The 14,088-nt window shown below is 57.2% G+C and carries 16 protein-coding genes; 1 reads left to right on the top strand and 15 read right to left on the bottom strand.

The features are described from left to right. Positions 1-8 precede the first annotated feature (8 nt). Positions 9-1,310, top strand: coding sequence for a pyruvate dehydrogenase complex dihydrolipoamide acetyltransferase (locus tag ABXG94_RS05560; RefSeq protein WP_353532813.1), 1,302 nt, complete (start codon positions 9-11; stop codon positions 1,308-1,310). A gap of 82 nt (positions 1,311-1,392) precedes the next feature. On the opposite strand, the gene cysK is transcribed toward ABXG94_RS05560, so the two are convergent. The 15 genes from cysK to ABXG94_RS05635 all read right to left on the bottom strand — a co-directional run bounded on the left by cysK (position 1,393) and on the right by ABXG94_RS05635 (position 14,058). Further along, a complete protein-coding gene (cysK, locus tag ABXG94_RS05565; protein ID WP_353532814.1) occupies positions 1,393-2,460 on the bottom strand; it encodes a cysteine synthase A in 1,068 nt (355 codons plus the stop codon). A 74-nt stretch (positions 2,461-2,534) separates the two neighbouring features. Then, the gene (gene cysE / locus ABXG94_RS05570; protein WP_353532815.1) at positions 2,535-3,338 is read right to left on the bottom strand and encodes a serine O-acetyltransferase; all 804 of its coding nucleotides are present in this window, start codon (positions 3,336-3,338) and stop codon (positions 2,535-2,537) included. Positions 3,339-3,537: 199 nt separating this feature from the next. Further along, positions 3,538-3,852 (bottom strand): DUF7742 family protein, encoded by a 315-nt coding sequence (locus ABXG94_RS05575; protein WP_502901679.1) that lies wholly within the window; start codon positions 3,850-3,852, stop codon positions 3,538-3,540. An 18-nt stretch (positions 3,853-3,870) separates the two neighbouring features. After that, positions 3,871-7,791, bottom strand: coding sequence for a baseplate multidomain protein megatron (locus ABXG94_RS05580; protein WP_353532817.1), 3,921 nt, complete (start codon positions 7,789-7,791; stop codon positions 3,871-3,873). After that, a complete protein-coding gene (locus ABXG94_RS05585; RefSeq protein WP_502901694.1) occupies positions 7,791-8,228 on the bottom strand; it encodes an NlpC/P60 family protein in 438 nt (145 codons plus the stop codon). The genes ABXG94_RS05580 and ABXG94_RS05585 overlap by 1 nt, the downstream gene beginning before the upstream one ends. 5 nt (positions 8,229-8,233) lie before the next feature. After that, positions 8,234-9,121 (bottom strand): phage/gene transfer agent baseplate hub protein, encoded by an 888-nt coding sequence (locus tag ABXG94_RS05590; protein WP_353532819.1) that lies wholly within the window; start codon positions 9,119-9,121, stop codon positions 8,234-8,236. Then, positions 9,121-9,753 (bottom strand): phage distal tail protein, Rcc01695 family, encoded by a 633-nt coding sequence (locus ABXG94_RS05595; protein ID WP_353532820.1) that lies wholly within the window; start codon positions 9,751-9,753, stop codon positions 9,121-9,123. The genes ABXG94_RS05590 and ABXG94_RS05595 overlap by 1 nt, the downstream gene beginning before the upstream one ends. A gap of 10 nt (positions 9,754-9,763) precedes the next feature. Next, entirely contained in the window at positions 9,764-10,423 is a 660-nt protein-coding gene (locus ABXG94_RS05600) for an RcGTA-type gene transfer agent tail tape measure protein (RefSeq protein WP_353532822.1), read from the bottom strand. Further along, a complete protein-coding gene (locus tag ABXG94_RS05605) occupies positions 10,420-10,617 on the bottom strand; it encodes a rcc01693 family protein (protein ID WP_353532823.1) in 198 nt (65 codons plus the stop codon). Before ABXG94_RS05605 ends, ABXG94_RS05600 begins: the two co-directional genes overlap by 4 nt. Beyond that, the gene (locus ABXG94_RS05610) at positions 10,604-10,936 is read right to left on the bottom strand and encodes a gene transfer agent family protein (protein WP_353532824.1); all 333 of its coding nucleotides are present in this window, start codon (positions 10,934-10,936) and stop codon (positions 10,604-10,606) included. Before ABXG94_RS05610 ends, ABXG94_RS05605 begins: the two co-directional genes overlap by 14 nt. Before the next feature lie 3 nt (positions 10,937-10,939). Then, positions 10,940-11,356, bottom strand: coding sequence for a phage major tail protein, TP901-1 family (locus ABXG94_RS05615; protein WP_353532825.1), 417 nt, complete (start codon positions 11,354-11,356; stop codon positions 10,940-10,942). 25 nt (positions 11,357-11,381) lie between these two features. After that, on the bottom strand, positions 11,382-11,792 hold the full coding sequence (locus tag ABXG94_RS05620) for a DUF3168 domain-containing protein (protein WP_353532826.1): 411 nt from the start codon (positions 11,790-11,792) through the stop codon (positions 11,382-11,384). Then, the gene (locus ABXG94_RS05625) at positions 11,789-12,133 is read right to left on the bottom strand and encodes a phage head closure protein (protein ID WP_353532827.1); all 345 of its coding nucleotides are present in this window, start codon (positions 12,131-12,133) and stop codon (positions 11,789-11,791) included. Before ABXG94_RS05625 ends, ABXG94_RS05620 begins: the two co-directional genes overlap by 4 nt. Beyond that, positions 12,130-12,729 (bottom strand): head-tail connector protein, encoded by a 600-nt coding sequence (locus ABXG94_RS05630; RefSeq protein ID WP_353532828.1) that lies wholly within the window; start codon positions 12,727-12,729, stop codon positions 12,130-12,132. The genes ABXG94_RS05625 and ABXG94_RS05630 overlap by 4 nt, the downstream gene beginning before the upstream one ends. A 141-nt stretch (positions 12,730-12,870) precedes the next feature. Then, entirely contained in the window at positions 12,871-14,058 is a 1,188-nt protein-coding gene (locus ABXG94_RS05635; protein ID WP_353532830.1) for a phage major capsid protein, read from the bottom strand. Positions 14,059-14,088 lie beyond the last annotated feature (30 nt).

Below are 14,088 nucleotides of genomic sequence, written 5' to 3' on the forward strand. Positions count from 1 at the left end.
GAAAGACCATGGCAGTAGAAATCTTGATGCCCGCGCTTTCTCCGACGATGGAAGAAGGCACTTTGGCGAAATGGTTGGTGAAAGAAGGCGATGAGGTCAGCTCTGGCGACATCATTGCCGAGATCGAGACCGACAAGGCCACCATGGAGTTTGAAGCGGTTGACGAAGGCACCATGGGTGCAATTCTGGTGGCGGAAGGCAGTGAAGGCGTGAAAGTGAACACGCCAATAGCCATCATGCTGGAAGAGGGTGACGATGCGGTTGCACAGCCCGCTGGCGCCATTGCGGCCCCGGTTGCAACAGCAGCACCTGCTGTGGCTCCGGCAGCAGCCGAATCCGCTGCCCCTGCCCCGGCCGCAGCCAAGCGCGCCGATGGGGGGCGGGTGTTTGCCTCGCCTTTGGCGCGTCGTATTGCGGCGGACAAAGGGGTTGATTTGGCCAGTTTGCAAGGCTCTGGTCCCAAGGGGCGCATCGTTAAGGCAGATGTTCTGGCCGCTGATGCTGCGCCAGTTGCGGCCTCTGCCCCGGTGACGGCACCTGCGGCGCAGACAGCACCGGCGGCAACGGCTATGGCCTCGGGTCCCTCTGCGGATGTTGTGGCGCGCATGTATGAAGGACGCGCGTTTGAAGAAGTGTCTTTGGATGGCATGCGCAAAACCATTGCGGCGCGCCTGACAGAGGCCAAGCAAAGCATTCCGCATTTTTATTTGCGACGTGATATACAACTGGATGCGCTGTTGAAGTTCCGCTCTGATCTGAACAAGCAATTGGCAGAGCGTGGCGTGAAATTATCTGTGAATGATTTCATCATCAAAGCGGTGGCTTTGGCGTTGCAATCTGTGCCCGAAGCCAATGCGGTTTGGGCCGGTGATCGGGTGTTGCAGATGAAGGCCAGTGACGTTGCGGTGGCGGTTGCTATCGAGGGCGGTTTGTTCACGCCAGTGTTGCAAGATGCTGAAATGAAATCCCTTTCAGCGCTGTCTGCCCAGATGAAAGACCTGGCGGGACGCGCGCGCGATCGCAAATTGGCCCCCAGCGAATATCAAGGTGGCAGCTTTGCGATCTCGAATTTGGGGATGTTTGGCATCGATAATTTTGATGCCATTGTGAACCCACCCCATGCGGGTATTTTGGCGGTGGGTGCAGGTGTTAAAAAACCTGTCGTTGATGCAGACGGCGCATTGGCTGTTGCCACTGTTATGTCGGTGACAATGTCGGTGGATCACCGGGTGATTGATGGTGCGGTTGGGGCAAATTTGCTGAATGCGATTGTCGCAAATCTAGAAAACCCAATGATGATGCTGGCCTGATCCGGCATAGTTTGCATTCTTGATGTACAAACCAAAAGGGGCCGCGAATTTGCGGCCCCTTTTGCCTGTCCAATTGGCGCTATTAACCCAAGTGGAAACCGGGTGTAGAGCGCATCAATTCAAGCTCGTCACTGTTCATATCGGCCTCTACGCCTTCAAAAAGTGGCGTCGAGAGGTAGCGCTCGCCGGTGTCGGGCAACATGCACAGAATATTGGCCCCGGCAGGCGCATCCGCAGCAATTTTCAAGGCCACAGCAAAAGTGGAGCCACCGGAAATACCGGTAAAGATGCCCTCTTTTTGGGCCAAATCGCGCGCACAAGCGATGCCATCGGGACCCGCGACAGGTAGCAATGCATCAAAGCCGTCGTTGTCCAGCGCCTCTTGCAGCACAAGCGGGATAAAATCCGGGGTCCAACCTTGGATGGGATGAGGCGCAAAGGCCGGGTGGCTGGAAGCAGGCTGGCCATTTTCGTTGCGGTCTTGCGCCGTGCCACTTTCGATCAGGGCAGCATTGGCAGGTTCGGTCAGGATGATCTTGGTGTCAGGGCTTTCGCGGCGCAACACACGCGACACGCCGGTGACCGTGCCGCCGGTACCATAGCCGCTGACGAAATAATCTAACTTTTTGCCTTGGAAATCGGCCAGAATTTCGCGGGCCGTGGTGTTTTCATGGATGTCAGCATTGGCACTGGTTTCAAACTGCGACGCCAGAAACCAGCCGTTTGCCTCGGCAAGCTCTTTGGCCTTTTGATACATACCAAAGCCCTTTTGTTCCTTGGGCGTCAGGATGACTTTTGCGCCAAGAAAGCGCATCAGTCGGCGTCGCTCTATCGAAAAGCTTTCCGCCATCGTCAAGACCAGTGGATAGCCTTTGGCGGCGCAGACCATAGCAAGGCCGATGCCCGTGTTGCCACTGGTGGCTTCGATCACGGTTTGGCCGGGTTTCAGCGCGCCAGAGGCTTCGGCGGCCTCGATGATATTGACGGCCAAACGGTCTTTGACAGAGGCTGCCGGGTTAAAGGCTTCGGCTTTGACAAACAGGTTCACATGGTCGGGCGCAAGCCGATTGATGCGAATGACCGGCGTGTTGCCGATGGTATCCAAGATGCTGTCATAGGTTTTGCCGTTGCCGTTTGTGGTGCGTGTCATGGAATGTCCTTTGTTCAAATGTTCACGGCCCCAGATGGGGCCGCAGCAAAGTGTTCGCGAAAGGTGATCGGCGCTTAGTGATCTAAGATTTGATCCATAGAGACCGCAGGCTGCTCACATCCGGCATTGCCAACAATTCGCGCTGGCACACCTGCCACGGTCTTGCAGGGTGGGATTTCTTCAAGCACAACAGAGCCAGCGGCAATGCGCGAGCAATTGCCCACTTTGATATTGCCCAAAACCTTGGCCCCTGCCCCGATCAGCACGCCGTCGCCGATTTTCGGATGCCGGTCTTCTTCTTCTTTGCCGGTGCCGCCAAGGGTGACCGAATGCAGCATCGAGACATTGTCGCCCACAACCGCAGTTTCGCCGATCACAATCGAATGGGCATGGTCAATCATCAGACCTTTGCCAATTGTGGCCGCCGGGTGAATATCAATGCCAAACACTTCGGAACTGCGCATCTGGAAGAAATAGGCCATATCGTTGCGACCTTCGCGCCATAGCCAATTGGCCACGCGATAGGCTTGCACCGCTTGGAAGCCTTTGAAAAACAGCATGGGCTGAATGAACCTGTGGCAGGCGGGGTCGCGATCATTGACCGCCATAATGTCGGCCCGGGCCGACATCGCCAAAGAGGGATCGCTTTGGTAGGCTTCGTCGCAGATTTCGCGCAGCAGCTGTTCGGACATTTCCGCAGATGCCAATTTAAGCGACACGCGGTAGCTGAGCGCCTGTTCAATCGACTTGTGGTGCAGAATTGAAGAATGCACCAAACCGCCCAACAGTGGCTCTTCTTGCAAAGCCTCTTGGCCCTCGCGCAAGATCCGAACCCATACCGGGTCTAGCTCTGCAATATGTGGGTGTCTTTCTGCCATCACTGACTCCTCTCATGCCCGACCCTACACTACTTAGGGAAAATGAGGCAAATTCAAGGATGTTGTGGACAGGATCACAAATCTAAATGCAAGTGAGAATGCGCAAATCAGGGAAATCTTTCTGCGAATTCAGCCCCGCAGAAACAGGTGTTTCCTGCAATTGCGTCGCGGCCAGTTAGCACGCAGATCCTCGCGGTTTCTAGCTGCGCCCAGATCGGCGGTGTTTGGAGCGACGCCAATCCGCCAGCGTCGTCAGGACCACTGCCAACGCCTGACAATAGGCGGGGTTGTCAACCGACACGCCCGCCAATGCTGTTGGCGTTTGCAGACAGGCACGGGCCATTAAACTGCCGTTGCCCCATCTTGGGTGGGCGCGCTGAAATTTCTTGCGGTATTTATCAGCGGCTTCGGCCTCTGCGCACCACTTTTGGCACAGGCGCGCCGGGTTTTCTGTGCGCACCGCCATCAGCGCGCGCGCCATTGTCATTACGTCACCAATCAATATAAGGCGCATTGCTTGACCAGATCACTGTCATGTTGAAATCACCTGCGAAGTGCCCAGGCCTTCGCCAAATCGCGCCGAAACCTGGGTGACCTGAAATCGCAGCAACCCAGCCACGCCATCAGCAATTTGATCAGCAATACTATACCGCCACTCTGGGGTGCTGACCTGAACTTCACGCCGCAAATCAGCGCCTTCAAATACCCGCACAATATAAAGCTCTGCTTCTTCGCCAAGCGGCACCTCGGGGCCGTCCCAACTGTCACCATCTATGCGCGTGCGGCGCACCCAACTGGCTGCAATGCTCCCCTCTGGCTCGGCGGTCAAATCAAGGTGAACCGGCGCATAAGGACGCAAGCCATTGCCCGCGAAACTGTGGCTTTCCTGAACATATGATGCATGGTCCAAAGGCTGTTGCGCCGGGCCGACCCGATAGCTGCGCAGAACCCCGCGCGTAGCAGCGGCAAGATCAATTTGCTCGGGCACGGCGTTTAACAGCACAAACCATGACCCTGCTGGCCAATTGGTGCTGTCCAAGGCATCACTGCCAAGCTGACCGCGCAATCTTTGGGAAATTTCATAGGTTTTTTGCCCCACAAGGTTGGCGGTCTGAAACTGAATGACTTCCCAATTCGAAGGTGTGCCGTCGCCAATGACCGCTGCATTGGCTCCGTTTAACAAAGCGGCATGCGAAATGCTTTCCAAGCTGCCTGATATCAAACGCAGGCGCAGCGCTGTCCCACGGTCTAAACGCCCGGGGTCAGCCGCAGAAAGCGCTGTTTCTAGCACCCCCACGGTGGGCTGGGTGGTCACAAGCTGATTCAATTGGAAATCACTTTCGCTGGTGCTGTCATAAAGGGCGATTACTCCCGGCCAAGGCTGTGCAGCAATCGCAAGATGCGGCGCATGCGGGATCTCGTCCCCGGTCAGAAATGGCAGATCCATGAACAACGGCTTAACCGGCAACGGCGCAACAAAATCCGACAGTCGCGGACTGTCATTTTCCAATTCTGTTTTATCATAAACGCTTGGTTCAACGCGCACCGCCTCGACCAACAGCTCTTGGCCCGTTTCGATACGATCAATACGATACAGCACCTCAAGCCCCTGTTGCGAAGTCAGTTGAACCAATTCGCCAACCGAAACCCCGAGCCGCGACATTGGCAAGGCAAACCGCACCACATCTTGGCCCACGCGAGATTCCATCAACCATTTTTCCGCAACCTGACGGGCTTCGCCGCGCAATAGCGATAGGTTGAGTTCAGACACCGCCACGCCGTGGGTTTCTTCGTCCGGCAATATGGCTTCTTCGGATTGAACGTGAAAATCGCCCATGGCCTCGACATAGTTCACCCGAACCCGGCCAGCCATCTCTGCGGCGGACAAGCGCGTGTGCTCTAAATCACCGGAAATTTCCGAATGCACCGCCAGAGCTTGCTTGCTCAGGACGTGGGGGGCGCTGTTGCCACGCATAACAAAATGCAACACGCCATCGCGTTCCACCGCGTCAAAACCGTATTGCAGCATCAAAGGCTGCAATGCGCGTCGCGGTTCACCGACCTGATCTACTTCGTAGCCGCGCACCATGCCGTGCAGCCCTGAAACATCATAGTGAACCACTTGTGCACAATCACAAATTTCGCGCACCACCGACGACAGGGTGCGGTGTGTGGTGCGGCCCGAGACCCAATGGCCACGATCATAGTTCCCCCCATCACTCCACAGCGATTTATTCTGCGGAAAGCGTGGAAAGGGCCGCGCATCCCATGCCCAGACAAAGGCCTTGGACATATCAATCATGCGCCCATCATATTCTGGCGAGATGGGGTTTTTCGCAGGATCACCCCAATAGCCAAACATGGCCTTAAGGTATTGGGTTTGAATATATTCATCCCTTTGCCCGTTGGAATATTTGGGCAACTTGGACTCGGCGGATTTGGGATCAAGAAACACGTTGGGCTGGTTAGTCGCCTTGTCGATGGCCGCGCAGCCCAATTCAGTGAACCAAATGGGTTTAGACCGTGGCACCCAGGGCGTTGCTGTGGATTGCCGTGTGCCAGCGATGCGGTTGTGGTGATCGTTTTGCCACCAGTTGCGCAGGTCTTTATAGCGATAAACCCAGGGTTCCGCATAGCTGCCATCGGTTATCGCGGTCCTGATCTGGGCAGCTTCGGCCTCTGGTGAATGGTAAAACCAGTCATAGCCTTCACCGCCTTCGATATTGGATTGCAAATAATCCAAGGCGTAAATCGAGCCATAGTCCGCGTCCAAATGGGTTTTGCCGTCGCGCCAATCAGACAGCGGCATATAGTTATCAATGCCAATAAAATCGATATTTGCATCCGCCCATAACGGATCAAGGTGAAAATACAGATCGCCGGAACCATCCTGAGGCTGATAACCAAAATATTCACTCCAATCAGCTGCATAGCCGATCTTGGTGTTTGGCCCCAACAAGGCACGGACCTCAGTTGCCAGATCAACCAATTGCGCTACGGCCTCAAACTGTCCCAAGGCCCCACGCAGCCAGGTCAATCCGCGCATTTCAGACCCAATGCAAAAGGCATCCACCCCGCCCGCAGCCGCACAAAGTGCAGCTTGATGCAAGATAAACCGCCGGTAGCGCCATTCTTGAGGGCCGCTATAGGCCACATCATTGTCTGACACAGAGAAATCAGCAGCATTTGCGGTGCCAAAAAACGTCGCGATCTGTTCCTCGGCCTGTGCTGTGCCATCAGGTGATCCAGGCTGCTCCGGCGCTTTGGACAAGGTAATACGCCCACGCCAAGGCAGAAACGCCTGATCGCCAGCCTCGCTATAGGGGTCTGCCAAGCCATTTTCAGCCAATTGATCCATCAAAATAAAGGGATAATACATCACCTCTTTACCCTGATCCTTTAGATGGGAAATGGCTTGTAAAACCGTTGCATCTGCCGGGGTGCCGCCATAGATCGGGCGATCTTGCTGCTGGGCAATTACGCTTGCGGAATTGCGGTCGATCCCGGCGACCTGCCAGGGCAGACTGCCGTCATATTGCTGGGTTTCGACCTTGGGCTGGATGGTGCATTCGCCACATCTAAGGTCGTCGCCAAACCAGCTGACAATCAAAGAGACAGAGTTGCAATTGGGCAATTCGGTTTCAAGCGCGCCCATTGCAGTCACAAAATCCGTTTGACCTGATGGTGCGTTTAAATTCGCCGCCCGATGTGACGCCGTATCTAACGCGTAATAGACCGGTTCCTTGGCCAGGCTGTATTCCCCAGATCCCGGAATCAGCGCCACGGCCTGGGTGGCAAAGGTGGGTTCGATGGCGGCCTCAGCCTGAGCTGAAGGGGACGGTCGGCTGACCTCAAAGGAAAACTGCGGAATTCGGTTGCCATAAGGGCCCAGATCCAGATCTTCAAACACCACATAGGCGGTGCCGCGATAGGCGGGCACCGTGCCTGCCCCCTCTACGGCCTCTATTTTGGCATCGGGCAATTGGGTTTTATCGCCGCGATACACCCGCATCGTCACATCGCTTAGGGCAATTTCATTGGCATCCGCCCAAAGACGGGTCACGCCGCTGATTTCTCCTTCGCAAAGGGCAATCGCCAGAGAAACGGAATAGCTGTATTCATTGCGTTTGGGCTGGCTTGGAGCGCCTTTGCCGCCGCCGCTGGATGCAATGTTTTCCTGAAAACGGCTGGCCCAGATCACATGGCCACCAATGCGCATACGCCCATAGATCTGCGAGATCGCGTGGCCCTCGGCTGAACCGGTGATGCGGTAGCGGTCGATGCGCCCCGTTTCAATGGCATCAGACCCCTGCCCCATAACGCGCTGATCAATGGCGTTGCCCAGTAACGCGCCAGCAAATCGACCTATCGCCACCGATGACAGCCCAAGCGCTGCCCCGCCAACTGCGCCACCAATGGCTGCGCCTGCTGCAGATAATACCAAAGTTGCCATCAGTTTAACTCCTCGGGAAATGCAAACCGCGCCACAATGCGCCGCGCCCAGGGGCGACTAAGCGGGCTTTCCAGCACCGCATGGCCGCTATAGGCGTGTATGAAACTGGGATGCGTGCCGGTCAGTGCCTGCACGCCCATGTGTTTGGCGACTCCAGAGCTGCGCATCCGAAACAACAGAACATCCCCCGAGGCCGCATCAGACAGCGCTTTCGCGCTCAAATGCCGCTGCGCTGCTTGCCATAGACGTTCGCGCCCCTCTGGCTCTGACCAGTCTCGTGAATAGGCCGGGGCCTGTTCTGGCTCTTGGCCATAAAGCCCGCGCCAGACACCCCGGATCAACCCCAGACAATCGGTGCCCGCCCCCATGCAGGCTGATTGATGCACATAGGGCGTGCCGATCCAGCGCCGCGCCACAGCCACCGCCTGATCCCCCATCGCGCTCACGAGCGTAAACTCCCGCCGTCATTCACCTCGCCATCACGTGGCAAAGTCGAGATCCACTCATCGCCCGGAACATCTGGAAACCCCTGAAAGTTCAAATGGTTGCCGAATTTGAAACGACAGGTCGCAAAGCGTTTGTCACAGCCTGCAATCAGCCTCACTTGATCGCCAACCGCAATCTGGGCTTTGATCGGGGCCCAAAGTTCCACCCGCCGGACAGGACCTGCAAAACGATCCTGTTTGATCACGCCAGTCAGGCCCGCCGCAGCACCTGACAGCACATCAAGCCGCCCGCGATCAAACCAGCCTTCGGCATATTCAGTCAGCGCCCCAAATCGCAAAACCCGCTGCTCTGTGATCTCTTCCACCACCACATCTGCAAAATTCTGCACTTCCCCAAGATCGATCTGGCAAGATGTATCCCCAAGCACGGCGGTACAGGGCTTTTGAAACACCCGACCGCTGGGTTGGTTCAGAGGGTCCGTCAAGCCGCGCAGTTCTGCGCGAAACCCGCCGCCACCGCGCTGGATTTCACCAATGCTGCCGCGAAACACCACCCGGCGCTGCGCCACATCTGCCCAATTCACAACCCAGGCCGTCACTTTGGCGCTATCAAAGCGCCCGGCTTCGATATCGACATCCTGAATCGACGCATCGCTCAGCGCCCCAAGCGCTTCAGAATTATCGACTGACAAACCCGTACTTTGGTCCAGTGCCAACGCCGTCAATCCGGTGTCTGCCCGAAACACCGTATCGGCAAAATTCAGATCGTTATCATGATCGGTAAACCCCAGCAAAACCCCATCTTTGCGCAAAATTTGCCAACACCGCGCCAAAGTTGTGTGGCCGCCGTCCAAATGCGTTTGAAAATCTGCTGATATCCCCATCACACACGCACCTCGACCACAGGCACATTGGGCATGTCACCCGCCTGAAAACTGGCAACGCTGGTCTGAATCCGGTCGGTGTCAAACCGCACCGGCACGTCAAATTCAAACCCCGCGCTGACCTCTTCCCCCAGCCCCGGCGGATCATTGAACATCACCAGCCCATGGGCCAGATCCACCGTATAATGCACCGCCTCTTGCTGCTCGCTGTCGGCCACGCCGATCCGCACCGTGCCAGCCACCGGCTTGCTGATTGGACGCCCATAGGACTGTTCACCGGATTGATAGGTTTTCAGCAACGGAAATGCGGTTTGCACACTGTCACCAACCCCTATCACCTGATCACGAAAATCCACCTCGGCCGAAGCCACGGATGATTTGAAATCTGACCAGTCTTTCCAACGAAACCCGTGCAACTGGCCCTGGCGCGCCTCAAAAAACGCAATCAGGGTTTCTATGTCATCCAAGGACCGCATGCCAACGCCAGCATCATAGCGCCGCCGGGCATGCGCCCAGGGTGTATTACGCTCTTCAAACCCATTGGTCAGGGTCACAACATCGGTGCGACGCTCGGGCCCACCGATGGATCCAAAACTCAGATTTGCGGGAAACCGCACCTCGTGAAAAGCCATCCTTATCCCCTTACCTATTGCGTTGACCCTGCGCCAAAGCCCGGCCCATTTGCGCGGCGATTTGGCCGCGAGAGCGCTGAAAACTTTGCACATCTGGCGTTTGGATATTCATCACGACCTGCACCGATCGCCCGCCCCCGCCACGCACCCCCAGCTTGCCGTCAGCCCCCCGCGCGAGCGGCATAATGGCCTCGGGGCCTGCTTCACCCATCAGGCCAAGCCCGCCACGCATTGGAAAGGTCGTTGGCCCAGCCACTATGCCGCCATTGGCAAAGGGCAAGACCCGCCCTTGGGAAAACGGCGCTCCATTTTCAAAAGGCAAAAGCCCACCAAAAATCCCGCCGATGCCCCGCGCCAGCAGCGAACCAAAATGATCTGTCACCGGTTTGACCGCGGCACCATAGGCCGCGCTGATCACGCCGCTGACCACATTGCGCAGGGCCTCGCTTAGGCTGTCGCCCTCTTGCACCACACCGTCCACGGCCTTGCGCAGACCTTTACGCAAGCCCTTCTCAAGCGTCTGCAAATCGCCGCCGGTGGACTGTAGCCCCAGCCGCACCTTTTGCATTTCTCCCGAAAACGCAGCCACCATCTGCGCCGCATCCCCGGCCTGCGCATCCAGATTTTCCAGCTGCGTCCCCAGAGTTTCTATGTTTTCAAAATCTGTCATTCATTCACCTCTGATTTGTCCGGATAGGCCTGTAACAACGCATCCAATTGCGCGCGGCCCATGGGCGCAGGACCACTGCTTTGTCCCAACATCAGTGCCAATTCAGCTGGTGTCAGCTGCCAGAACTCGCGCGGAGTTAAGTGCAAACCACGCAGGCCCGCACGCATCAGGCCCGGCCAGTCAAACCCCGTCATGTTGCCCCCCCGGCACCGTAAAGGCCTGGGCCAGCAACTGGGCGGCCACCCGCGCGGCTTTCACAGGTCCCCCGGCGATGTCGGCTGTCAGCAAATCAGCCTGCTGCCCTGTCCAGCCACCACCGCGCAACCCAGCACAGACCAAGGCCAAAACATCCGAACTGGAAAACGCCCCGCTTTCAAACCGCTGCACCAGTTCCACCAAAGAACCCGCCGCAAGCTGATCTTCCAACTCTGCCAATGCCCCCAATGTCAGTTTCAACACATGGGGGGTGCCATTTAGCTCCAAAGCGACTTCGCCAGCCCAAGGGTTTGCCATGATCTAAACCGCCGCCACAAAGCTCAGCGCACCGGCCGACGCCAGGGCCAATTCATAGGTCGCTTCACCGTTGAAATTGCCGGCATATTCCAATGAGGTCACCTGAAACGCGCCCTCGACCGTGCCGAAATCGGGGATTATCACCTGAAAATCGGGGATCTCGCCGTCAAAGAACAATTGGCGTGTGCGCTCGTCAGTGCTGGCGTCCTTAAAGACGCCCGACCCGGAAATCGCCGCGGTCTTAACCCCGGCCCCGGCCAGCAATTCGCGCCAACCGCCCTGGCTTTCCAACGAGGTCACATCAACACTTTCCGCATTAAAACTGATGCGGGTTGCCCGCAGGCCCGCGATGGTTTCAAAGGTGCCGTCACCCAGAATATCGACTTTGATCAATAGATCCTTACCGTTTTGTGCCGTCATAAGATCAGCCTCCAGAAATTGAATTTCAGTTGTCCTCGACCCGCGCCGCAAACCGCAGATCTATGCGCCGCAAATTCGCGGCTTCCTCGCGGCTCGCCGCCGCCCGCTCAAACACCAAAGAGATCAAATGCCCGCGCGACAGACCTAGGGCGGTCTGGTGCAGCGCATCGCTGACCGCCACGGCAACCGCTTTACTGTTGGAAAACCCCGGCGCATCGCTGACCACCGAGACGGTAAATCTGTGCAATGCGCCCGCATCGGTCTTGTCGCTGCGATCCAGGGCAATTTCCGGTCCCAAAGTCACGTAAGTAGAAGGAATTGTGCCCCCCGGAACCTCGTCAAAAACCGCGGTGCCAATCAAACTATTAAGTGCTGCATCAGATTGTAAGCATTGGTAAATTGCTGATTGCAAAGCGACGGAAACGCCATAGCTCATGCCACGATCTCCTCTGTTGCAAAGCAGGTCAGAAACCGTGCTGCAGAATCCTGTTCGGTGACCGCCAGAATGCGAAACAAGCGTGTTCCTTCGCGAAACCTCTGGCCTGCCACAGGTCGCGACGGGGCGCCAAACTCTGCGGCCCGCACCGTGATGCGGTAATCCACCCGCGACAGACCCACACCCTTGCGCGCCCGCGCCCGTTCTCGCCCGGTGCGGGGTTTAACCTCGGCCCACAGCGACCCAAGATCCACCCAGGTTTCGGTAAACCCACCGGCCTCGTCGGTGACTTTCTGCGCCTCTTGCAGGGTCAGTTTGCGGTTCAAAACCGGCCCGCTCATGACACGTCCTCAAAACCGATCCGCAGGGGCCGATAGCGGTCAATCAAACTGGTAACCCCAAAGGGCATACAGCCGCCACCAAAGGCGGTTTCATGGCGAAATTCATAATAATGCGCCGCCAACAGCAACACCGCCTGCTGCAAATCCACCGGCACATCGCTCCAGGCGGGGCCAAAACCAGCGTTAAAGAACAGCTGCACCTGACCCGCTTTTGCAATGGTCGGCAAACAGGCGTTGCGCGGGCGTAACACCGGCTGAAGCCCATCTGGTTCCAACCAATATTGCGCAACATCCACCGTTGTTTCCGCGCCGTCAGCATCGATCAAACGCAATTCGCTCACCACATTGACCGGTGCCACCGGCAAAACCTGCCCTGCGGTTTTGCGCCAACGCGTCAACAGCCAACTAAAGTCACGGGCAATCAAAACCTGCCCTGTACGCGCCTCTATGGCCGCCAGGGCTGCGCGCAAAAACCCCTCCAAAACACCGTCTTGAATCGCCTCGTCGGCAAACCCGGTCCCAAGCCGCAAATGCGCCTTCAGGTCCGCAATTGGCAAAGCCGCAGCGGCAATTTGGGTCTCTTCCATTAACATCATGGGTTATCTCCAATACTCGGCTCCCCTCTCATGTGGGCGCGCGCCACGCGTCACTCGGTCGGAGGGGAGCAGCCAGACAACGCGCAACCAGCGCACGCCCCGGCGCGGCGACCTGTGCCGCCGCGCCCTTCGCAATCCCGTTTACGAGACCGCGAACCGCAAAAGCTTGATGGCCGCAAAGTCGCTCACATCGCCGCCGACCCGTTTGGTGGCATAAAACAACACATGAGGTTTCGCCGAAAACGGATCTCGCAGCACGCGCAGATCTGGGCGCTCGGCTATGGTATAACCGGCTTCAAAATCACCAAACGCAATGGCATCTGCAGCGCTGGCAATGTCTGGCATATCTTCGGCAATCAGCACCGGATAGCCCAGAAGCCGCGCCGGTTCGCCCGCCGCCAAACCATCAGACCACAGAAAACGCCCATCCGCGTCCTTTAGCTTGCGCACCGCCCCGGCAGTTTTGGAATTCATCACAAAGCTGCCATTGGCGCGGTACTGCGCCCCCAGGGCATAGACCAAATCAATCAGCGCCTCGGCCCCGTCAAAATCGCCGTCAGCACCGGTGGCCACATAACCAATATTGCCCCAGGCCCAGCTGTCGTTATCCACCGCCGGATGCGTCAAAATGCCTGTCGGTTTGCCTGTGCCATCCCCATTGATGAACGCACCGGCCTCGGCTCGGGCAAACTTGTCAGCAATCCTCCCGGCCAACCAATTCTCCACGTCAAAGGCGCTGTCATCCAACAGGCGTTGACTGGCCTTGGGCAGGGCTGACAATTCATGCAGCGGAATGGAAATCCGCTCGATGGTCGGCGTGCCGGTTTCGGTGCTTGCGGTGGTTTCATCCGCCCAGCCCGCACCAGCATCCGTGCTGTCAATCAACACATCAAAAGAGCTGGCCTCGACATTGACAACATTGGCGATCGCCCGGATCGACGCCGTGTCTGACAGCACCGATTTGATGCTCTCTGCGGTCACCGGATCCACCAGATATCCCCCATCGCCATTCACCGTGCTGGACAGGGCTTTTTCTTCCAGCGTCAAGCCACGCAGGCCCTCGTCGTCACCACTGCGCAAATAGGTCCCAAGCGCTTTCTTATGCGGCGCTTCACCGTCGGCGGCTGCCGCCAAGGCCGGGCGGGCCATCATCACTGTCTTTCGATCCAGAATATTCATGCGTTCTTCCTGCTGTTGCAATTTGCTGTCGATACCGGCCCGAAAGCCTTTCAGTTCGCGGGCAAACCCCGCCACGGCGCTTCTCACCCCGTCGATCGGAGACACATCTTCCCCGATCCGAGCCACAGGCCCAGTTCCTGTCTCGGTCATTTCAACCCTTTCTTTTGGTTTGGTGTGGCG

Origin of the sequence: Cognatishimia sp. WU-CL00825 (assembly GCF_040364665.1) — a bacterium.
Classification (GTDB): domain Bacteria; phylum Pseudomonadota; class Alphaproteobacteria; order Rhodobacterales; family Rhodobacteraceae; genus Cognatishimia.